We start from the raw sequence: 20402 nt of genomic DNA, 5'->3' as shown, positions 1-20402 counted from the left end.
CGGATCTGCGCGCTTGTCCGGGACCACAGCTGCGTTTGTGGCTGCGTCTCAATTCCTGAGATTGATCATGCGCTCGACCGAGTGCCGCGCGCGTTGTGCAAGCGCGGGATCGATCGTCACCTCCTCGCGAAGCGTCAACAGGCTCTGCAGAATGTTCGCGAGCGTGATGCGCTTCATGTGTGGGCAGAGATTGCAGGGGCGGAGCATCTCGACGTCAGGCAGCTCGGCCCGCACATTGTCGGCCATCGAGCATTCGGTGATCATGACGAGCCGGCGCGGCCGCTTCGCGCGCACCCAGTTGATCATGTGCGCGGTCGAACCGGTGAAGTCGGCTTCCGCCAGCACGTCCGGCGGGCACTCCGGATGCGCGATGATCTGGACGGACGGATCGGCCTCGCGAAAGCTCCGCAGCTCCTCGCCCGTGAAGCGCTCATGCACTTCGCAGGCGCCTTTCCAGGCGATGATCTTCACGTCGGTCTTCGAAGCCACGTAAGTGGCGAGGTATCGGTCGGGCAGGAAAATCACGCTCGGCGCGTTCAGACTCTCGACCACCTGCACCGCGTTCGAGGACGTGCAGCAGATATCGACTTCCGCCTTCACCTCTGCCGAAGTGTTGACATAGGCAACGACGGGCACGCCGGGAAATTTCTCGCGGAGCAGCCGCACGTCCGCACCGGTGATGCTCGCGGCAAGTGAGCAGCCCGCGCGCGAATCCGGGATCAAGACGGTCTTGTCCGGATTGAGCAGCTTCGAGGTCTCCGCCATGAAGTGCACGCCGCACTGGACGATGACGTCGGCCTTCACCTTGGTGGCTTCGACCGCGAGCTGGAGCGAGTCGCCGCCGATATCGGCGACGCAGTGGAAGATCTCCGGGGCTTGGTAGTTGTGGGCGAGGATGACCGCGCCCCGCGCGCGCTTCAGCTCGTTGATCGCGTGAATCGTCGGTGCCATCAGCGGCCATTCGATCGGCGGGATCACGTGCTTCACGCGGTCGTAGAGCGGCGCGGTGGCGCGTTCGACCGCCGGTGTCCATTCCAGCGAGGGCATCGGCAATGTCGATCCCGCGGGCACGGGCGCCGCGCGGCGGGAGGTGTCGGGCTGGCCCTGCGGCCGGTTGGCAAAGTCGTCGGGACCGTAAATTCCAGTGATCGGCATTGAAGCCTCCCAAGCATGGTTGTTATGCTCATATTGAGGATATATGGGGTCCGAGAAATCCGGCCGAGAGGCCGGTCAAACGTCGTTGGGACCTAATATGCTCAATATGAGTAAATCCAAGATAGCACGCGCCGCCGCGTGCCGCTAGGTCCTGCCGCACACATTCCCGTCAATTCGCGGCTGATGCGCCAGGCGAGGGCGCATTGAAACGCAATGCTCCCGCGTCAGCTCCTCGTGGAATGCAACCGTTTTTGACTTGGGATTTTCATGCAGATGCATTAAACGGGCTCTCCCGCGGCTGCTGAGTTGCGGATCCGCGAATGACAGACGAGGACAACCATGTCGACACAGATCGGCGAGCTCGCTCCGGCCTCACGTTCCTCCAACTGGCGTAGCCCGGCCGTCATCATCCTTTGCGGTTGCGCGATCGGCATGCTCGGCTTCGGACCACGCTCGGCGCTCGGCTTCTTCGTGCAGCCGATGAGCCACGAATTCAGCTGGGGCCGCGACGTGTTTGGCCTCGCCATCGCCGTGCAGAATCTGTTGTGGGGGCTGGGCCAGCCGTTCGCCGGTGCGGTCGCGGATCGCTTCGGCCTGTTCCGGGTGATGTGCGTCGGCGCTTTGCTCTATGCCGGCGGCCTGCTCTTGATGCGCTACTCCTCGACGCCGCTGTCGCTCGACATCGGCGCCGGCGTGATGGTCGGCTTTGGCCTCGCCGGCTGCTCGTTCAATCTCGTGCTGTCGGCGTTCAGCAAGCTCTTGCCGGCCGAGAAGCGCGGCCTTGCCCTCGGTGCCGGCACGGCGGCGGGATCGTTCGGGCAGTTCCTGTTCGCGCCGATCGGCGTTGCGTTGATCGATAATTTCGGCTGGCAGCAGGCGCTCTCCGTATTCGGCTTCCTGATGCTGCTGATCATTCCGCTGTCGCTGGCGCTCTCGACGCCTCCGGTCGCGAATACGGCAAACGCGACGCCGGCGGATGAGCAGACCTTCACCAGGGCGCTGGCCGAAGCCTTCGGCCACCGCTCCTACGTGCTCCTGGTGCTCGGCTTCTTCACCTGCGGCTTCCAGCTCGCCTTCATCACCGTGCATCTGCCGGCCTTTCTGGTCGACCGCGGTGTCTCGACGCAAACCGGCGGCTGGGTGATCGCCGCGATCGGCCTGTTCAACATCATCGGCTCGCTCAGCGTCGGCTATCTGCAAAACTATCTGCCCAAGCGCTACATCCTCTCGGCCATCTACTTCACGCGCGCGCTTGCGACGCTCGCCTTCATCTCGTTCCCGATCACACCGTTCTCGGCAATCGCATTCGGCGCGATTTCCGGCTTGACCTGGCTGTCGACGGTGCCGCCGACCTCCGCGCTGGTGGCGCTGATGTTCGGTACGCGCTGGCTTGCGACGCTCTACGGCTTTGCCTTCGTCAGCCATCAGGTCGGCGGCTTCCTCGGCGTCTGGCTCGGGGGCATCGTGTTCGAGCGCTTCGGTTCCTACACGCCGATCTGGTGGCTCTCGATCCTGTTCGGCGTGCTCTCGGCGCTGATCAACCTTCCGATCGTGGAGAAACCCGTCGCACGGCTAGTGCCGGCGATTTGAAGTTCCTGCAGAGCAAGCCGCGAAATCGTTCAGGAACTTCAAATCGATAACCGGCACTAGGATATAATGTGTTTGCTGGCGCTCCTCTTAATTCCGAAGTTCGCTCGCGTGGCGCCGACGAGGTTTGCGAACTTCGGAATTGGAGCGCCAGTTGCGCAGCCGGCCTGATCGGTTAAACAATCCCGACAAACAAAGTCAGGGAGCGTAATCGTGGCCACATTCAAGGCGATCCGGATCGACAAGGCGGACAAGGGCACCACCGCGCAGCTCGCGCAGTTCGACGAAGCCGAACTGATGGAGGGCGACGTCACGGTCCGCGTCGAATGGTCGACGTTGAACTACAAGGATGGCCTTGCACTGACCGGCAAGGCGCCGGTGGTGCGCCGCTTCCCCATGATCGCCGGCATCGACTTTGCCGGCACGGTCGAAGCGTCCTCGCATCCGCAGTGGAAGGCGGGCGACAAGGTCGTCTGCACCGGCTGGGGCATGGGCGAGACCCATCTCGGCGCTTATGCCGAGAAGGCGCGGGTGAAGGGCGACTGGCTGGTCGCCTTGCCGCAGGGCCTGTCGGCGCGCGACGCCATGGCGATCGGCACCGCCGGCTTCACCGCGATGCTCTCGGTGCTGGCGCTGGAGAAGCACGGTCTCTCGCCAAAGAGCGGCCCCGTGGTGGTAACGGGCGCGGCCGGCGGCGTCGGCTCGGTCGCCACCGCCGTGTTGTCCAAGCTGGGCTACCACGTCATCGCCTCGACCGGCCGCGCGGCCGAAGCCGACTACCTCAAGCACCTCGGTGCTGCCGAGGTCATCGACCGCAACGAATTGTCGGCACCGGCAAAACCCCTCGCCAAGGAGCGCTGGGCCGGCGGTGTCGACAGCGTCGGCTCGACCACGCTGGCGAATCTCCTGTCGATGACGAAATACGGTGGCGCGATCGCCGCCTGTGGCCTGGCGGCGGGCATGGACCTGCCGTCCTCTGTCGCGCCTTTCATTTTGCGCGGAGTGTGCCTTCTCGGCATCGATTCCGTGATGTGCCCGCTTCCGCCCAGGAAAGCCGCCTGGCAGCGTTTGGCCTCCGATCTGGATCGGACGAAACTCTCTGAAATCACTCAGGAAATTTCGCTCGACGAGGTCCCCGGATGGGGCGCCAAAATCCTCGCCGGCCAGGTCCGCGGCCGCGTCGTGGTAAAAATTGTCTAACGGCGTTCAGACTTTACCAACCAAGCTGCTTCAATGTTGCCTTGGTTAGTATGGTAAGCAGCGGGTAAAGAGATAAGGCATCGCCCGCTGCGGGGGTTGGTTCGGAGTTGAGCATGCTTGCGCGTATTGTGTTGGGGGCTGTCACGGCGGCAGCGACGTTCGCGCCGGCCATTGCCGGAAGCATGAACGCCGACGAGGCGCGCCGCTTCGTGGCCGGCAAGGTGTTTGCCTTCACCTGTTTCGACGGCACCCGCGGTGCAGGCCGCATCCTCGACGATCTCGGCGCCGCCGGTGCAGTGCAGTTCTCGGGCTCAGGCCCGGTGAAGCATCTCCGACTCCCCGGCAATACCCTCCAAATCCGCGGCCAGAACGTCTGCGCCTCGATCAAGGGCATACCGTTCGAGCCCTGCTTCAACCTGGAAAAGACCGACGAGCGCAGCTTCCGCGGCTCGGTGTCGGGCATGGGCTTCGCCTATTGCGACTTCCATCACCAGGGCGGCAATCAGATGCTGATGGCGCGGGCTGCGGCGCGGCCACGCTCGCTGCGCTCCGCAGAGCACACCGGCTCGGTCGCCGCCTCGAACACCGAAGTCGCCGCACGCGTCGAGACGCCGCGTGTCGAGAGCAGCCGGCTCGAGCCGGTGAGGTCCGAAGCCAAGTCCGAGCCAGCGAAGAACGAGGGCCCGCTGGAGCTGCGTCGGTCGACCCAGTGAGCTGGCCTGCGCGGAACAATCCGCGCACTTTGTCGTCGAAGACGTCCATCGACGAAGCCGCCGTGCCGTAGTCATACGGACGGCGGCCTTCATGCGTTGGTAGCTCTTCGCGCTTCAGTTTGCGTGCGGCCGGGGGGCGGTCCCACGCAAGGGTTCAACGATGTCGCTCTATTTCTTCCGCATCAGCACCGGCCGCTATTCCGGCGCCGCCGACCTGCCGTACGAGTTCGAGGATCGCGCAGCCGCCTGGACCGAGATGACCGAGGTGTGCGCCAATCTGCTCGGCGGCATCGCGCGCAGCCTGAAGCCGAACGCCGCGTGGTGCATGGAGCTGCTCGACGAGAACAAGAAGCCGGTCTTTCGAATCAGCCTCGTCGGTGAGGCGGTCGGATGCAAGGCATCCTAGATCCGACTTGAAGCTGCAATTTACAACGATGACGAGATCATTTCCCTTCGCGCACCGCGGCCGTGGAGGAGCAGGGGGCGGCGACTCAGGAGATCTCTCGCAACATCCAGCACGCCGCGCAAGGCACCTCCGAAGTCTCGGCGAACATCAGCGAAATCCAGCGCGGCGCCGGCGAGACCGGAGCTGCGTCGGCACAGGTGCACGTCGTCGAGCTCATCAACACCATCGCGGGCCAGACCAACCTCCTCGCGCTGAACGCGACGATCGAGGCGGCGGGCGCAGGCGAAGCCGGCCGCGGCTTTGCCGTCGTCGCCTCCGAAGTCAAGGCACTGGCCGAGCAGACCGCGTGAAGAGGTGAGCATCTCGCCTGACGTTTACGATCCCGTCTGCGGAGCCGGCGGTGCGACCTGTCGCCGGAACAGGATGCGCTGGTAGAGCCAGCCGATCGCGACCAGCACGACGCCGAGGCACATGAACGAAAGCGCACGATAGACGCCGGTCAGCGTCGACATATCGATGACGAAGGCCTTCAGGATCGTCAGCGCAATGACCGCGGCCGATGCCAGCCGCGCCCGTTCCGAATTGACGAGGATGCCGACGCCGAGCAGCACCACGCCGAAAGCGAGCCAGCCGATCGAATAGGTGTATTGCTCGGCACCCGTGGTCGGTCCGGTAGACAGGATCGAGCCGTGATAGAAGCGGCGGATCTCCAGTGTGACATAAGCGAGCGCGAACACGAGCGCGCAACCAGCAATCGTATTGGCGTAGACCTTGCCACGCTGTTCTACCACGGCATAGGACAGCAGCAGCAGCAGCACCGCCGGCAGCGCGTAGCCGAGCAGCAGCAGATTGAACACCGCGCCGCCGACGTCGGTGCGCCACAGCAGCGGATTTTCAAGGATCAAGAGGCCGAACACGCTGACGAGTCCGGCGATCGCCGTCAGCACGACCGCGCCGACATTGTGCACGATGCTGCGGCTGCGCAGCCGCAGGCGCTCCAGCCCGATCGCCATCGCCAGCGTGACGCAGGCTTGCAGCGCGAACTCGAGCAGCGAGGGCGCCACCGTCATGCGGCCACCGGTCGCAAAGTGCCGGATCTCCATGAAAGCAAGCAGTGCAGTGAACAGGATGGCGGCGGTCTCGACCATGCGCAGCGGCGCATCGTCGGCGCGGCGGCGCAGGAAGATGCTCGCGGCCCAGAACGATGCCGCCGGCAGGCCGTAGCCCCACAGCAGCCAATTGAAGATTGGCGTGGTGCCGACGGCATCGCCGACGATGCGGGGATCGTAGGCGATGCGCGCGGTGACGAGGCCGGCGAAGATGGCGGCGAGCCAGCGCAGGAACGGAATCGGCCGCTGCAACGAGATCCAGGCGGTGCCGAGCGACATCAGCGCCAGTGCGATCGTCAGCCAGCCCTTCTCCAGCGCGAAGGTCAGCGCCAGCGCCATTGCGCCGAGCGTGCCGGTCGCGAACAGGGCCGTGGAGATCGCCATACCCGGGCGGGTCTCGCGGCGCGTGAGCGCTTCGGTCGCCGCGCCGAAGGCAGCGGCGAGCAGTACCGCGAGAATTGCAAACGGGATCGAGCGGTCGAGATGAGCGATACGCGCGTAGAGCGCCACCAGGATCGCAATCGGCGTCGCGACTGCAGATGCGGACCACACGACCGGAATGATCGCCGAGTTCGAGCGGCCTTGCGCCAGGAAGCCGGCGATGCCGAAGCCGGCGGCGAAGATCGCGGCCGCCACCAGATGCAGCGTCACCGCGCTGTCGATCGCGGTCGGTCCGATGCCGGGCATGGCGCCGCCCGGCAGCACCAGCATGTCGGGATTGGCGCGCACCGCCCATTCGGCGAACACGATGAAGACGGTCGCCGCGGCGGCGCCGAGGGCGCCCGTGGCCGCTGGCGCACGCCAGGCGACGAACAGCGTGCCCGCGACGAGAAGCGTGAAGGCGATCAGCGCGAGATCCGCATGTGCGCTCGATAGCACGACCAGCATCGCAGCGAACAGATAAGCGCCGAACGCGCCCGACGAGACCGGCTCGATCTCGCCGTCCTCGAAGCTGGGTCCGAACATGAAGCCACACACCACGAGCAGTGCGGCGAGTACGAAGCCCGCGATCACATGGAAGGCGTGTGGCGCGACCTGTAACTCTTCCGTATCGAGACCCGGGAAGATCCAGAGCACAGCGAAGGCAATGGTCGTGACCGCAAGCCAGCGCCAGAGCCGGATGCGGGCGAGACCAAAACTCGCGGCGGTCACAATCGCAAGATAAATATAGAGCGCCCAATAATCCGGCTTGCCGCTGGAGACGAGGATCGGCGTCACGAAGGCGCCGACCACGCCAAGGCCGGCCAGCGCGGGCCCATGCAGCAGCGCTGCGGCCAGCGTGCCCATCGCAACGATGCCGAGCAACACGAAAGCCGTCGCCGGCACGAGCAAGCCGTAGAGCGCGTAGGCCGCGTAGATGGTCGCGAACGCCACTGCCGTGCCGGCTGCGGTGAGGATCGCGGGGATATTGGCGATCGGCAGCGCCTGGACGGTGGAGATGCTCTCCTTGCGCCGCGTCCATTCGCCGGCGCCCAGCAGTGCAGCCGCGAACAGGCCGCCGAGGAGCACGCGCACGCCGGGGCCGAGGAGCCCGGCCTCGATCGAATAGCGCACCATGAAGAAGCCGCCGAGCGCGAGCGCAAGTCCGCCGATCCACACCACCCAGCGGGTGCCGAGGCGTTCCTCGAACCCTGGCGCCGCTTCCGTTACGCGAGGCGGCGCGTCGGCGCCCGTGCCCGGTTCAAGCGGAGGCGGTGATACATCTTCGGTGATGGGCGCAGGCGGTGCCGTTTCGGCTTCCGGCGCAAGCGGCGGCGGCTCAGCGGCTGTGGTCGTCGCGGGCGCTTCAGCCTGCACCTGCGCAGGCATCAGCGGCGGCGGTTGCACAGGCCGCAGCGCGTGAAACTTCTCTTCGAGCAAGTTCAGCCGGCGGCGCAGCTCGGTCGCCTGGCTGGACGCCTTGATCGCGATCAGGAAGGCGATGATCGCAATGATCAGCGCCAAGACGTCGAACGGGCCGTCGAACATGAAGCCTCCAGGTAACCGGCGGGCAGGGGCCGGTACCACAAATATCAGGATCTAGCGCCGGGAGCGTACGCGCAAGCCCGGTGCGGGCCGCTCCTGGAGCACCTCGCGGCGGAAGCGGTAGAGCGCCGCCGGCCGTCCGCCCGTCTGTGTCGACATCACCCCGGTCGGTTCGACCAAGGCTTCCATTTCGACCAGGCGGCGGAAATTCTGCTTGTGCAGATGCCGGCCGGAGATCGCCTCCACCGTGTGTTGCAATTCGGTAAGTGTGAATTCAGCTGGCAAAAGTTCAAAGACGACAGGACGATACTTCAGTTTTGCACGCAGCCGCGCGATCGCCGTGGCGAGAATCCGGCGGTGATCGAACCGCATCGAGGTCCCGAGCGGAGGAAGCGACTTGCGCGCTAATGCCGCAGGACGGCCGTCCCGCCGCGCCTCCTCGATCAGCCCAGCCTCGTACAAGAGCTCGTAGCGGTCGAGCACGCGCTCCTCGTCCCAAGGCGCGCCGTCGAGACCGAAATAGAACCTCACGCGGTCCTTCCTCGGCAGCGCGCGTGTCGTCTCCGGCGTCTCCTCCTCGGCCCACTTGGTCAGCGCCGGGATGATGTCGCGGGCGATGATCTCTGGCGGCTGCTCGCGCCAGTCTTCCCAGGGGAAGAAGCGGTACCATGGCGCGAAGCTCGCCGCGTTTGCTGCGAGTTCGCCGTCCACGGGGCGCGTCAGCGCGAGATAGCCGATCGACACCATGTGCGCGCCGGTGTCGCCGGCTTCGGCATGACGGCCGCGGTCGCCGAAGGTGTAGAGCTGCTCGACATAGCCGAGCCGCAGGCCCGCCTGTTGCTCGACCCAGGCGCGCAGGCCCATCTCGAAGGTGCGATGGCTCACTGCGTCGAACGGACCGAACGGCAGGCCGGCAAGCCCGTCAGCACCGCGCGCGGTGAGGATCAGCGGCTCGTGATCCTCGATCGCGACGATCGCGGCGGTGAGGCCAATCTCGATCGGCGTCAGCTGCGTGTCGCTCATGCGGTTAGGCTTGCAGGTGTTGCCACGTCATGTCCTGGATTGTCCCGGGCATCCACGTTCTTCGGGCCGCGGGAAAGCTCGTGGATGATCGGGACAAGCCCGGCCATGACGATGTGGATGCATCTGCGCATCAGAACGCGCGCAGTTCCGTCGCGGCTGCTATTCGACTCCCGCCTCATTCGAGCTCGATCACGAAGGGGCGTCCCTCCACCATCATCGCAGCGGGGCCCATCTCGTCGAGCGCGCGCAGCATGCGGCCGTTGCGCCCGAGTGCACGATCGGCGAGGCTGACGATGCGCCGGTTGGGTGAGGCGATCGGCGAGGCCGCGCGGATCTTCCTGGCGATCTCGATCTCGTCGCGATTGGGATTGAGCGCGCACACGGCCGCAAACGCGCTCGCGGTGGAGCGGCTGATGCCGGCATAGCAATGCACCACCAGCGGCGCGCTGCGGTCCCAGCCGCGCACGAAGTTCAGCACCTGCTCAATATGCGTCTCCGATGGCGCGATGAAGCCGTCCATCTCCTCGGTGATGTCGTCCATCGACACTTTGAGGTGGTTGGCGGGGAGCACCGACACCGGGCGCGCGACCTGCTCGACATTGGCCATCACGGTCAGCACATGGCTGGCGCCTGTGGTGCGGACAGTCTCGGGAAGCGCGGCGAGGGAACAGACGTGGATCATGGCGGACCTTTTTGCCGGCGATTATAGCGAGCGCTTGTAGAGTGGGCAAAGGCGCATCGCGCCATGCCCACCATGTCGCAGTCGCGCGCATCTAGTTTGGTGGGCACGCTTCCGCTTTGCCCCCTCCAGGAAGGGATGATGCTACGCGAGCACCGCGCCAAAGCGCTCCAGAAACTGCTTCTCGGCCCGCGCCGCGGTCCAGGGCGTGAGATAGTCGCGCCGGACGCTGTCGGGTAGGCCGGGATCCTTGCCGAACAGGCGCCGCGCCTCGCTCTCGCTGAAACCGGCGAGCTCGGTTGCTTCGAGGTAGGCGGCGCCGCGATCGGCAGCCTTGATCGATTGCGTGATCTCCTCCGGCAGCACGGGCGGTAGCCCGAACCGGATATGGATGGCGCCGAGAAGTCGCTTCTCGACCGCCTTGTAATGACCGTCGAGTACGGCCTTGAAGGGCGAGATCATGTCGCCGATCACATATTCGGGCGCATCGTGCAGCAGGGCTGCGAGCCGCACGCGCTGATCGACACGTGGCATCTCGTGCCGCAGCACGGTCTCCACCAGCAACGTGTGCTGCGCGACCGAAAAGATGTGCGCGCCAAGGGTCTGCCCGTTCCAGCGCGCCACCCGCGCCAACCCATGGGCGATGTCGGCGATCTCGATGTCGAGCGGAGAGGGATCGAGCAGATCGAGCCGCCGGCCCGACAGCATGCGCTGCCAGGCGCGGGCCTCCTCGTCGCGCGCCGCTTTCTTCGCCGTCATCTGGCCTTGAGGCGGGGCTTGCGCTGCGTCTTGCCGCAGGTCGCGTGACAGTGGCAGTCGACCAGGTGGTCGTTGACCATGCCGGTCGCCTGCATGAAGGCGTAGACGATGGTCGGGCCGACGAATTTGAAGCCGCGCGAGGACAGCTCCTTGGAGATCTGCACCGACAGCGGCGTCGAGGCCGGCACGCTTGCACTGGTCTTGAAATGGTTGACCTTGGGCTGTCCGTCCATGAAGTCCCACAGCAGTTTCGAGAAGCCCGGGCCTTTCTCCATGATGTCGAGATACGACTTCGCGCTCAGGATCGCGCCTTCGATCTTGGCCTTGTTGCGCACGATGCCGGCATCGTTCATCAGCGCGTGAATCTTCTTGGAATTGTAACGCGCGATCTTCTCCGGCTGGAAATCGTCGAAGGCTTTGCGGAAATTGTCGCGCTTGCGCAGGATCGTGATCCAGGACAGGCCGGCCTGGAAGCCGTCGAGGATCAGCTTCTCGTACAGCGCGCGATCGTCATATTCCGGCACGCCCCATTCGGTGTCGTGATAGGCGACATAAAGCGGATCTTCGCCCGGCCAGGGGCAGCGGGTCAGACCATCCGGATGCAGACGGGGAGCGCGGCTCATGCGATGGGCTGCTTGGCTGGAATTCGAACGGTGTCCGGTTCAGCGAGCGTCAAACTCAGCCCCCCAGCGGTGAGCGGCTGACCCGCGTCGAGCGCATCGGCAACGCGGTCGATCCGCACCAAGGCAATGCCCTTGCCGCCGGCCGTCGAGCCGATCGTGCCGACAGGCTTGTCGCCGGCGAGAATGGTCGCGCCGATTTCGGGGGAAGGACCGTCGAGCAGCACCTTGACGCTGCGGGTGCGCGCGGTGCCGCGATGCTGCATCCGCGAGACGACCTCCTGGCCGACATAGCAGCCCTTGTCGAAATCGACGCCGGCGAGTCGATCCATGTTGGTCTCGTGCGGGAACGCATCGCTATACATGAAATCGAGCCCGCCGCGCGGCACGCCGAGCGCGATACGGTGCGCCTCGTATTCGGCCCCATCGACCAGCTCGGCGCCGATGAGGTCGGACAGCTTCTGCTTGAGATGTTCCGGGATCAGGATGCGGGTGCCGAGCCCGTCGTTCCGCGGATCGGCGAAGGCAAGATCGGGCTGGACCGCGGGGCGGCCGTCCCAGGCCGCGAGCACACCGAGATCGTCGGAAAGGTTGTCCACCGTGACCTTGGCGCGCAATTTGTAGAATTTGAGCTTGGTGGCGAGGGTGTCCGCCAGCGCTTTCGGGCAGTCGATCAGGAACCCGCCGCCGTGACCGGCGGGCGCCTCCGTGATCAGGAAGTCAACGATGATCTTGCCCTGCGGCGTCAGCAGCGCGCCGAATCGCCCCAGGCCGGGCTTCAGCCTGTCGACGTCGGTCGTGACCAGGCCGTTGAGGAAGTTGCGCGCATCCTCGCCCGCGACCTTGACCACGCCCCGGTCGGGAAGAAACGCCGATTTCATGCGAAAATCTCTTGCGACATGTTGCTCCGGAACGTAAGCCCGCAACGCATAAACGACAAGACCTCGAGCCCTGCGCTTGGGGATGAGAGAGGCCTTCAGCCATGAGCCAGCGTTTCGATGTGATTCTCAAGGGCGGCACCGTGGTCAACCAGGACGGCGAGGGTGTTCGCGACATCGGAATCGCGGGCGGTCGCATCGCCGAGCTGGGCCCGCTGTCGCAAGGCTCAGCCGCCGAGGTGATCGACTGCAAGGGCCTGCACATCCTGCCCGGTGTGATGGACACGCAGGTGCATTTCCGCGAGCCCGGGCTGACGCACAAGGAAGACCTCGAGACCGGCTCGCGCAGCGCCGTGCTGGGCGGCGTCACCGCGGTGTTCGAAATGCCGAACACCGCGCCGCTGACGGTGACGGAGGCCGAATTCACCGACAAGGTGAAGCGGGCCCATCACCGCATGCATTGCGATTTCGCCTTCTTCATCGGCGGCACCCGCGAGAACGTGCAGGACCTGCCGGTGCTCGAGCGCGCACCGGGCTGCGCCGGCGTCAAGGTCTTCATCGGCTCGTCCACCGGCGCGCTGCTGGTCGAGGACGACGAGAGCCTGCGCCGCATCTTCCAGGTGATCCGCCGCCGTGCCGCCTTCCACGCCGAGGACGAGTACCGCCTCAACGAGCGCAAATCGCAGCGCATCGAGGGCGATGCGCGTTCGCATCCGGTCTGGCGCGACGAGAGCGCGGCGCTGATGGCGACGCAGCGCCTGGTCAAGCTCGCGCACGAGACGGGCAAGCGCATCCACGTGCTGCACATCTCGACCAAGGAAGAGATCGAGTTCCTGCGCGACCACAAGGACGTCGCCTCCTGCGAGGCGACGCCGCACCATCTCACGCTGGTCGCGCCCGAATGCTACGAGCGGCTCGGTACGCTCGCGCAGATGAACCCGCCGGTACGTGGGGCCGATCATCGCGCCGGCATCTGGCGCGGCATAGAGCAGGGCATCATCGATGTGCTCGGCTCAGACCATGCCCCGCATACGCTGGAAGAGAAGCAGAAGACCTATCCGGGCTCGCCTTCGGGCATGACCGGCGTGCAGACGCTGGTGCCGATCATGCTCGATCACGTCAACGCCGGACGCCTGTCGCTGGCAAGATTCGTCGATCTCACCAGCGCCGGTCCGGCACGCCTCTACAACATGGCCTGCAAGGGCCGCATCGCTGCCGGCTACGATGCCGACTTCACCATCGTCGACCTGAAGCGTAGCGAGACCATCACCAACGAATGGGTCGCGTCCAAAGCCGGCTGGACTCCCTATGACGGCGTCCGCGTCACGGGATGGCCCGTCGGCACCTTCATCCGCGGCCGCCGCGTGATGTGGCAGGGCGAGCTGGTGACGCCCTCGCAGGGCGAGCCGGTGCGGTTTTTGGAGACGCTGAAGCAGTAAGCTTCTGGCGGGGGACGACGCACTATCCCGTCATTGCGAGGAGCCCTTGCGACGAAGCAATCCAGAAACCCGCCGCGGAAAGATTCTGGATGCTTCGCTGCGCTCGCAATGAGGGGAGAGACCCGTAGCCCGCACGAGCGCAGCGATATGCGGGACGTCGCCTTGGCGTGATTCTGCTTGAGACGTCCCCGAGTTTCGCTACGCTCACCCGGGCTACGGCTTTGTAACGCGAGGCGACAATGTCCCAGCCAGCCGCCCTCATCACCACCGAGCAACTCGCCGCGATGCTCGACGATCCCGATCTCCGCCTCTACGACTGCACGACGTACAACGAACCAGTCCCGCCGGGCAGCGACGTGCCCTATCGTGCGGTGCCCGGCGACAAGACGTTCGCGGCTGGCCACATCCCCGGCGCCGATTTCCTCGACCTGCAAGGTGAGTTCTCCGACACCTCGTCGCGACACTTCTTCATGATGCCCGATGTGGCCCAGCTGGAGGCTGCCTTCGGCCGCCATGGCCTCGATGCGGGCAAGACCATCGTGCTCTACAGCATCGGGACCATGATGTGGGCAACGCGGTTCTGGTGGATGCTGCGCTCGCTCGGCGTCGATGCCCGTGTGCTCGACGGAGGCTTCGATAAATGGAAGGAGGAGGGGCGGCCGATTGAGACGGGCGCACCGAGGGGCTATCCAGCCACGACCTTCAAGGCGGCGCCGCGCGCGGGCTTTTTCGTCGACAGGAATGTCGTGAAGGGGCGGATCGGCGATCCCTCGACTGTCATCGTCAACGCGCTCGGGCCCCAGTTTCATCGCGGCCTCGATCCGAGCCGCTACGGCCGGCCGGGCCGCGTTCCCGGCAGCGTCAACGTTCCTGCAGCCATGCTCGTGAATGCCGACAAGACGCTGACGAGCCTTGCAGATGCGCAAGCGAAGTTCGCGGCCCGGGGGATCACGCGCGACAAGACGGTGATTCTCTATTGCGGAGGCGGCATCTCGGCCACGATCGACCTCTTCTTGCTGACGCAACTCGGCTACGACAAGCTGACGCTGTACGATGCCTCGATGGGCGAATGGGCAAGGGACCCGGCGCTGCCGATCGAGACGGATTGAGGGGGCGGCTCTTGGCCTCCGGGGAGGGTAAGAGCCACGAGTAAACAAAATCGGGAACCTTTCCCCTGGCCCTGCATCCAATGGCCGGAACCAATGGAGACGAGGAAACCGCCATGCCAGGGACCGCAGCCGGCCTGTCGGCGGGCGCCAGGACTTCGGAAGCCGCGCTGGTCGACCGGGCGCGGCGCCGGGACGAGACCGCCTTGCGCGAGATCATGCAGGCCAATAACCGCAGGCTCTACCGCCTCGCGCGAGGCATCCTGCGCAGCGACAGCGAGGCCGAGGATGTGGTGCAGGAAACCTATGTCCGCGCATTCACCCATCTCGACGGCTTTCGCGGCGAGTCCGGACTGTCGACCTGGCTGTCGCGCATTGCCATCAACGAGGCACTTGGCCGGGCACGCAGCGCCAGACCGCATGTCGAGCTCGGCGCGGTGCCGGAACAGGCGCTCGAGGCGCAGATCATCAAATTCCCTGTTTCTCCTCCAGGCGATCCGGAAAGGACCATGGCCCAGCGTGAAATCCAGCGTGTGGTCGAACGCGCCATCGACGAATTGCCGGATGTCTTCCGCATGGTCTTCGTCGCCCGGGTCATGGAGGGGATGACGGTCGATGAGACCGCCGATCTGCTCGGTGTGAAGCCCGAAACGGTGAAGACGCGGCTGCACCGCGCTCGCACCATGCTGCGCGAGAACGTCGAGAAGGAGATCGGCCCGGTGGTTATGGATGCGTTCCCCTTCGCCGGGCGACGATGTGAGCACTTGACCGAGGCTGTGCTGAAGCGGCTCGGGTTCGGAGCCTGAAGTTTTCGGGAACGTTTGCGCGAAATGTCCATCCAACTCCTGTGAAGCAACGTGCCGGCCAAACGTCCGGCACCACAGGAGGATCAAGCCATGTTCATCCGATCGAGCGCGGCAATCGCCGCCGCCGTTCTGCTGTCGAGTCCCGTGCTGCCACAGGGCGCTCGTGCGGCCGATAAGCTCACCGATCCGCAGATCGCGCATATCGCCTACACCGCCGGCGTGATCGACATCAACGCGGCGAAGCAGGCGATGAAGAAAGCCAAGAACAAGGATGTGAAGGCGTTTGCCGAGGACATGGTGCGCGACCACGAGGCCGTGAACAAGCAGGCGCTCGCGCTGGTCAAGAAGCTGAACGTCACGCCTGAAGACAACGACACCAGCAAGGCGCTGTCGAAGCAGGCCAGCGAGAAGCTAGCCGAGCTCGACAAGCTGAGCGGCGCGGCCTTTGACAAGGCCTATGTCGCGAACGAAGTCGCCTACCACAAGACGGTCAACGGCGCCCTCGAAACCCAGCTCATTCCGTCCGCCAGCAATGCCGAGCTGAAGAACCTGCTGCAGACCGGCCTGAAGATCTTCCAGGGACATGAGCAGCACGCCGAACATGTCGCGGCCGAGCTGAAATAGGAGATGGGATGATGCCGGGACGTCTCGCTTCAACCGCGCTTGCAGTCGTCTTCCTGACGATGGTCGTCCCGGCAGACGCCGCGACCATAGAGATCACGATGGAGAATCTCGTGATCTCGCCGGCCGAAATATCGGCGAAGGTGGGCGATACCATTCAATGGGTCAACAAGGACGTCTTCGCTCATACCGCGACCGCGAGGAACGGCGATTTCGACGTGACGCTGCCGCCGAACAAATCGGCGGCGTCGGTTCTGAAGAAGGCTGGAACGGTCGAATATTACTGCCGCTATCATCCCAACATGAAAGCGATGCTCAAGGTCGAGCCTTGAGGAGGAAAGGAGCGCGTTCGCGATTGCAGCGGGAACATCTCCCGGCGATCGCGAGACAAATGCTTGTCCGGGTGATGCGCTAAAGCATGATTCGGAAAAGTGCGAAGCGGTTTTCCGGAAAGATCATGCGTAAACAACAAGCTAAAGCGCGATGACGATTCATCCAAATCTCATCGCGCTTTAGTTCAGCCGGATTTGCTTGAGCGCTGCGCGAACGCCGGGACTGTACGATCGGCTGCGATAGTAGTGCATCAAGGCTTCGTAGAGGCGCCAGGAGCCGGACCATTTTCCCGGTCCCTTGCCAATTCCGCTGGCCCATACTTCGACGTCGCCATAGAGCTGAATGTCATCGCACAGAAATGCTCTTTCCCGTGCCGTAGGCCGGGTCGATGCGCGCTTTGCGATCCATTTGTTGTCCCCGATCCCGTCATCCGGAATCTCGAATGCGACGCTTTTCGTTTCTTTGGGGACCTGCTCCAACCACATCTCCATACAGAGTTCAGGTGTTTTGCCCTTGGTCGCGCGGATGGGGTCGCCATTCTCCTCTTGAAATTTCGCCATAAGGACGGGGGCGGATGATGCGCGGTCTCGTCCGATGGCGCGTGATTGGTCTCTAAGTGCCTTCTTGATCTTCTCCGCGACCTTGTCGGGATTTTCGTGCTTCACGGCGTGAAATGATCGCAACGGAGTCGGAATTGCTGTGCCTTCCACGAGGATTGCAATCACCGGGATGCCGGCGCCCCTTGCAAGCGAATATTCGTAGGTGACCCATTCCGAACGTCTGCTGGCCTCGGTGACGAGAACGACGACACCACGGGAATCGCGAATACCGTCTTCAATGTCGTCAAACCATTTCGCGCCTGGGCTGATGCTGTGTTCATCCCGCCACACCGGCAATTTGTGGGCCTTCAGGCTGCGCTCAAGATCGCGAGCCAGGTCCTTGTCGTCCGAGGCATAAGACAAGAATAGACGCTTGATCATGGACTCAGCTCGTCGGGAAAAAATTCGATGAAAAACTTATGGTAGCGTATGCAAGTCGGTTCAGCCAGAAAGAATGCATCGCTGAACGCGCTGTATCCACAACGGCCGAATTTCATTTCAACATGAAGGCGACGCTCAAGGATCGCACCGTGATGGAAGGGGGAATTCCTGATCGTATCAAGAACATTTCCCGCTCATTGCAAGACTAATGCTTGTCCGCGGGGAACGGCTTTCATGCGATAAATCGCGGCAGACTTCGCGACGACTTTCGCAAAGTCATTCATCCGCCAACTGGCCCCGCCCACGTGGCGGGGATTTTCGACAGACTTACTGCCTGGAGATGCCGACCGAGAATTCGCCGTTGCGAATGCGGCCGGGAAAGCCCTCGACGAACTTCGCCACCGCGTCCTCGCCATAGGTGCCGACGAGCTCGGCCAATGCCGCGAACAGGCTCGCCTGCGCCAGGCAATCACCATCGATGCCGTCATGGCGAGCCTCGGCCCAGGCCTCGTTGAGATAGTTCAGGGCAGCCTTTTTCTGCTCGTGATCGGGCAGCGGCGCGCGGGCGGGGGCGTAGGAAATCGGCTGGCTCATGAAACTCGATCAGGGCTGGGGCGCGATCCACGGCGATGCGCTGTGCGAGAGGTGTAGCACGGTCGTTAACGACGGCTAGGCCACATCTTTAAGAACGGTTAACGGCTATGAACAAAATCGATGACAGGGTTCCCGCACTGCGTGATTCCGCGGCGTGCGCCGCGCGAACCCGGAATGACGAGTAGAGAGAGCTCAGTTCGCGTAGCGCGCCGTGAGATCCCGCGAGATCTTCGAGCCTTCCTCGATGTAGCGGCGGATCGCCACCGTCGCGGCCGGCGTGCAGCTGCGGTAGGTCTGCTGAAAACCGTTGTAGCCGCGGTTGAAGCCGGCGATCATGCGGGTGCGGCGCTCCCCGGAGGGAGTTTCGGCATCGATCAGCGCCTGCATCTCGTTGCGCCATTTGTTGCCCTCATTGGTCCCGCAGATGCCGCGCAGATAGTGCAGCCCGCCCAGGATCTCGGCCAGCCGCTGCAAATCGGCGTCAAACGGCGCCGCCACGTCCTGGGCCCCGGCGGGCCCGGCGGCGCAGGCAACAATCAGGGCAAAAATGGCCAGAGGTCGCGTCGACATCGGCGGCTGTATGCCCCCTTGGGATGGCTGGCGCAAGGCGGGCCGTCAGGCGCCAAGCAGCCGGTGAGCGGACAGGATAACTTCCTCCAGCCCCCCGGTCAGCTTGAGGTCGCAGAGACTGCCAAGAGCATCCGGCACGATCCAGCGGTAATCGTCGAGCTCGTCGTTCAAGGCCGGTTCCTTCGCCGTCCAGCGGGCGGCAAAAGACATGATCAGGTAATGGCCGGCGCCGGCTGCGGCCGGCAGCACTTCGCGCCAGCCGGCGAGGCCGATGATCTCGATCTCGAGCCCGGTTTCCTCGTCGACCTCGCGGCTCAAGGCCTGATGCAACGATTCGCCGAACTCGACCCGGCCGCCCGGAAGCGAATAGAATCCCTTGGCCGGCGAGCGGGCGCGGCGGACCAGCAGCACCTTGCCGTCGCGGAAGATGGCCGCGCTGACCGCAAGCTGGGGATGGGTGGGCTGGACGACCGCGGCCAATCTCGTCACCTATCCGGCCGAATTCGCCATGATGGTGTCGACGTCGGCTTCCGCCCCGCCATTGATGATGCCGCCGCAGGCCGCAATCAGCGGCTTGACCCAGAGCGCGGCCTGCTCGGCGAGGCGGACGCGGGTCGTGTCCTTCTCGACCTCGCGCATGGCCGAACCCACCGCGGTCAGGATCGAGGTCATGGTATCCGTAATGTGGTCGAACTGGGCCCGGACGTCGGGATCGGCCTTCTCATAGGCCTCGATGGCGAGGTCCCGCGCCTTGAAATTCGAGGCCGTGAAATGCTCGGCATAGGACAGCGGCGTCCAGGTCAGGAAGTCTTCGGCGCATTCGGGCATATCAGGGACCATTTCGAGCAGCATCACGGCTTCATTGAAATGGTTGAGATAGTCGGTGGCAAGCCCGGTCCGCGGGTTGATGTTGGCCACGCGCAGCCGTTCGGCCCAGGCCTCGACCTCAGGGCCCGTCTGTACATGCGTGCGCGCGGGTTTGGAGGCCGTTGAGCTCATCTGCCGCAGTGTTAGCTTTTGGGGTTAAAAGGACCTGAACGGACCCTATATAGATACCCTGGTATGTGTGGACGCTTCGTCATAACTTCGGCCCCCGCGGCTTTGCGGCAACTGTTCGGCTATGTCGAGCAGCCGAATTTCCCGCCCCGATACAATGTCGCCCCGACAGAGCCGATTCCGGTCGTATTGGCCGAGAACGGGGCGCGCCATTTCCGCCTGATGCGTTGGGGCCTGCTGCCGGGCTGGGTCAAGGATCCCCGCGGCTTTACGCTCCTGATCAACGCCCGCTCCGAGACGGTGCTGGAGAAGCCCGCCTTCAAGAACGCGATTCGTCGCCGGCGCGGCCTGATCCCGGCCGACGGCTATTACGAGTGGAAGTCGGAGGGCGGCCGCAAGCAGCCCTTCTTCATCCACCGTGCTGACGGCGCGCCGCTCGGCTTTGCCGCTGTGTTCGAAACCTGGCTCGGGCCGAACGGCGAGGAGCTCGATACGGTCGCGATCGTCACGGCGGCGGCGGGCGAGGATCTCGCCGCGCTTCATGACCGCGTGCCCGTCACCATCAGCCCGCGCGATTTCGAGCGCTGGCTCGACGTCAGCGGCGACGAGGTCGATGCGATCCTGCCGCTGATGAGCGCCCCGCGTATCGGCGAATTCGCCTGGCACCCGGTCTCCAGCCGCGTCAACCGCGTCGCCAACGACGACGAGCAGCTGCTCTTGCCGATCAGCGCGGAGCAGATGGAGGCGGAGGCAGAAGCTGCCAAGCCCAAGAAGGTGGCGAGGAAAGTTGCTGCTGCGTCATCAGACGACGGGCAAGGGTCGTTGTTCTGAACAGCGATGCCGGTGGGCAATGGCGCGCAACA

At 64.4% G+C, this 20402-nt stretch carries 22 protein-coding genes and 1 pseudogene; 11 read left to right on the top strand and 12 right to left on the bottom strand.

The window, feature by feature from the left end:
* Positions 1 to 48 precede the first annotated feature (48 nt).
* On the bottom strand, positions 49 to 1155 hold the full coding sequence (nadA, locus tag P6U27_RS27520) for a quinolinate synthase NadA (protein ID WP_122404782.1): 1107 nt from the start codon (positions 1153 to 1155) through the stop codon (positions 49 to 51).
* Positions 1156 to 1494: 339 nt separating this feature from the next.
* Between nadA and P6U27_RS27515 the strand changes: the two genes are divergently transcribed.
* The 5 genes and pseudogenes from P6U27_RS27515 to P6U27_RS27495 form a co-directional block, all read left to right on the top strand.
* Positions 1495 to 2745 (top strand): MFS transporter, encoded by a 1251-nt coding sequence (locus tag P6U27_RS27515; protein WP_122404781.1) that lies wholly within the window; start codon positions 1495 to 1497, stop codon positions 2743 to 2745.
* Between the two features lie 210 nt (positions 2746 to 2955).
* On the top strand, positions 2956 to 3942 hold the full coding sequence (locus P6U27_RS27510) for an MDR family oxidoreductase (protein ID WP_122404780.1): 987 nt from the start codon (positions 2956 to 2958) through the stop codon (positions 3940 to 3942).
* Positions 3943 to 4055: 113 nt separating this feature from the next.
* On the top strand, positions 4056 to 4655 hold the full coding sequence (locus P6U27_RS27505) for a hypothetical protein (protein WP_122404779.1): 600 nt from the start codon (positions 4056 to 4058) through the stop codon (positions 4653 to 4655).
* A gap of 160 nt (positions 4656 to 4815) precedes the next feature.
* A complete protein-coding gene (locus P6U27_RS27500) occupies positions 4816 to 5061 on the top strand; it encodes a DUF6894 family protein (protein WP_122404778.1) in 246 nt (81 codons plus the stop codon).
* Positions 5062 to 5261: 200 nt separating this feature from the next.
* Positions 5262 to 5408 (top strand): annotated as a pseudogene (locus P6U27_RS27495) (methyl-accepting chemotaxis protein); the annotation flags it as partial.
* A 27-nt stretch (positions 5409 to 5435) separates the two neighbouring features.
* Here the strand turns inward: P6U27_RS27495 and P6U27_RS27490 are convergent.
* The 6 genes from P6U27_RS27490 to P6U27_RS27465 form a co-directional block, all read right to left on the bottom strand.
* Positions 5436 to 8138 (bottom strand): DUF2339 domain-containing protein, encoded by a 2703-nt coding sequence (locus P6U27_RS27490; protein ID WP_209294952.1) that lies wholly within the window; start codon positions 8136 to 8138, stop codon positions 5436 to 5438.
* A 51-nt stretch (positions 8139 to 8189) separates the two neighbouring features.
* Positions 8190 to 9158 carry an NrtR DNA-binding winged helix domain-containing protein gene (locus tag P6U27_RS27485; RefSeq protein WP_122404775.1) on the bottom strand — a complete coding sequence of 323 codons (969 nt, stop codon included), beginning with the start codon at positions 9156 to 9158 and terminating at the stop codon, positions 8190 to 8192.
* Positions 9159 to 9333: 175 nt separating this feature from the next.
* Entirely contained in the window at positions 9334 to 9840 is a 507-nt protein-coding gene (locus P6U27_RS27480) for a tyrosine phosphatase family protein (RefSeq protein ID WP_122404774.1), read from the bottom strand.
* 141 nt (positions 9841 to 9981) lie between these two features.
* On the bottom strand, positions 9982 to 10596 hold the full coding sequence (locus P6U27_RS27475; RefSeq protein ID WP_122404773.1) for a YfbR-like 5'-deoxynucleotidase: 615 nt from the start codon (positions 10594 to 10596) through the stop codon (positions 9982 to 9984).
* On the bottom strand, positions 10593 to 11219 hold the full coding sequence (locus P6U27_RS27470) for a DNA-3-methyladenine glycosylase I (protein ID WP_129146267.1): 627 nt from the start codon (positions 11217 to 11219) through the stop codon (positions 10593 to 10595). Before P6U27_RS27470 ends, P6U27_RS27475 begins: the two co-directional genes overlap by 4 nt.
* Entirely contained in the window at positions 11216 to 12097 is an 882-nt protein-coding gene (locus tag P6U27_RS27465; RefSeq protein ID WP_129146268.1) for a folate-binding protein YgfZ, read from the bottom strand. Before P6U27_RS27465 ends, P6U27_RS27470 begins: the two co-directional genes overlap by 4 nt.
* A gap of 101 nt (positions 12098 to 12198) precedes the next feature.
* Here P6U27_RS27465 and P6U27_RS27460 point away from each other — a divergent pair, with 101 nt between their 5' ends.
* The 5 genes from P6U27_RS27460 (at position 12199) to P6U27_RS27440 (ending at position 16398) form a co-directional block, all read left to right on the top strand.
* Positions 12199 to 13533, top strand: coding sequence for a dihydroorotase (locus tag P6U27_RS27460; RefSeq protein ID WP_129146269.1), 1335 nt, complete (start codon positions 12199 to 12201; stop codon positions 13531 to 13533).
* A 239-nt stretch (positions 13534 to 13772) separates the two neighbouring features.
* Entirely contained in the window at positions 13773 to 14642 is an 870-nt protein-coding gene (locus tag P6U27_RS27455) for a sulfurtransferase (RefSeq protein ID WP_129146264.1), read from the top strand.
* Positions 14643 to 14755: 113 nt separating this feature from the next.
* Positions 14756 to 15445, top strand: coding sequence for an RNA polymerase sigma factor (locus tag P6U27_RS27450; RefSeq protein ID WP_164937270.1), 690 nt, complete (start codon positions 14756 to 14758; stop codon positions 15443 to 15445).
* Between the two features lie 90 nt (positions 15446 to 15535).
* Positions 15536 to 16069, top strand: coding sequence for a DUF4142 domain-containing protein (locus P6U27_RS27445; RefSeq protein ID WP_122404767.1), 534 nt, complete (start codon positions 15536 to 15538; stop codon positions 16067 to 16069).
* A gap of 8 nt (positions 16070 to 16077) precedes the next feature.
* Positions 16078 to 16398 carry a cupredoxin family copper-binding protein gene (locus P6U27_RS27440; RefSeq protein ID WP_122404766.1) on the top strand — a complete coding sequence of 107 codons (321 nt, stop codon included), beginning with the start codon at positions 16078 to 16080 and terminating at the stop codon, positions 16396 to 16398.
* Positions 16399 to 16578: 180 nt separating this feature from the next.
* Here the strand turns inward: P6U27_RS27440 and P6U27_RS27435 are convergent, their stop codons facing one another.
* From P6U27_RS27435 to P6U27_RS27415, 5 genes are all read right to left on the bottom strand, one after another.
* Positions 16579 to 17379 (bottom strand): toll/interleukin-1 receptor domain-containing protein, encoded by an 801-nt coding sequence (locus P6U27_RS27435; protein WP_129146262.1) that lies wholly within the window; start codon positions 17377 to 17379, stop codon positions 16579 to 16581.
* 327 nt (positions 17380 to 17706) lie between these two features.
* Positions 17707 to 17973, bottom strand: a complete 267-nt coding sequence (locus P6U27_RS27430) for a hypothetical protein (protein WP_122404764.1) — start codon at positions 17971 to 17973, stop codon at positions 17707 to 17709.
* Positions 17974 to 18165: 192 nt separating this feature from the next.
* Positions 18166 to 18543 carry a TIGR02301 family protein gene (locus P6U27_RS27425; RefSeq protein ID WP_129146265.1) on the bottom strand — a complete coding sequence of 126 codons (378 nt, stop codon included), beginning with the start codon at positions 18541 to 18543 and terminating at the stop codon, positions 18166 to 18168.
* A 45-nt stretch (positions 18544 to 18588) separates the two neighbouring features.
* Entirely contained in the window at positions 18589 to 19023 is a 435-nt protein-coding gene (locus P6U27_RS27420; protein ID WP_129146261.1) for an NUDIX hydrolase, read from the bottom strand.
* Between the two features lie 9 nt (positions 19024 to 19032).
* Positions 19033 to 19542 carry a hypothetical protein gene (locus tag P6U27_RS27415; protein ID WP_129146260.1) on the bottom strand — a complete coding sequence of 170 codons (510 nt, stop codon included), beginning with the start codon at positions 19540 to 19542 and terminating at the stop codon, positions 19033 to 19035.
* A gap of 63 nt (positions 19543 to 19605) precedes the next feature.
* Here P6U27_RS27415 and P6U27_RS27410 point away from each other — a divergent pair, with 63 nt between their 5' ends.
* Positions 19606 to 20370 carry an SOS response-associated peptidase gene (locus P6U27_RS27410; RefSeq protein ID WP_129146259.1) on the top strand — a complete coding sequence of 255 codons (765 nt, stop codon included), beginning with the start codon at positions 19606 to 19608 and terminating at the stop codon, positions 20368 to 20370.
* The last annotated feature ends 32 nt before the right edge of the window (positions 20371 to 20402 follow it).

It is taken from the genome of Bradyrhizobium sp. STM 3566 (assembly GCF_045571445.1).
Classification (GTDB): domain Bacteria; phylum Pseudomonadota; class Alphaproteobacteria; order Rhizobiales; family Xanthobacteraceae; genus Bradyrhizobium; species Bradyrhizobium vignae.
Note: the sequence above shows the minus strand (reverse complement) of the source record. Positions and strands in the feature narration are given on the sequence as shown.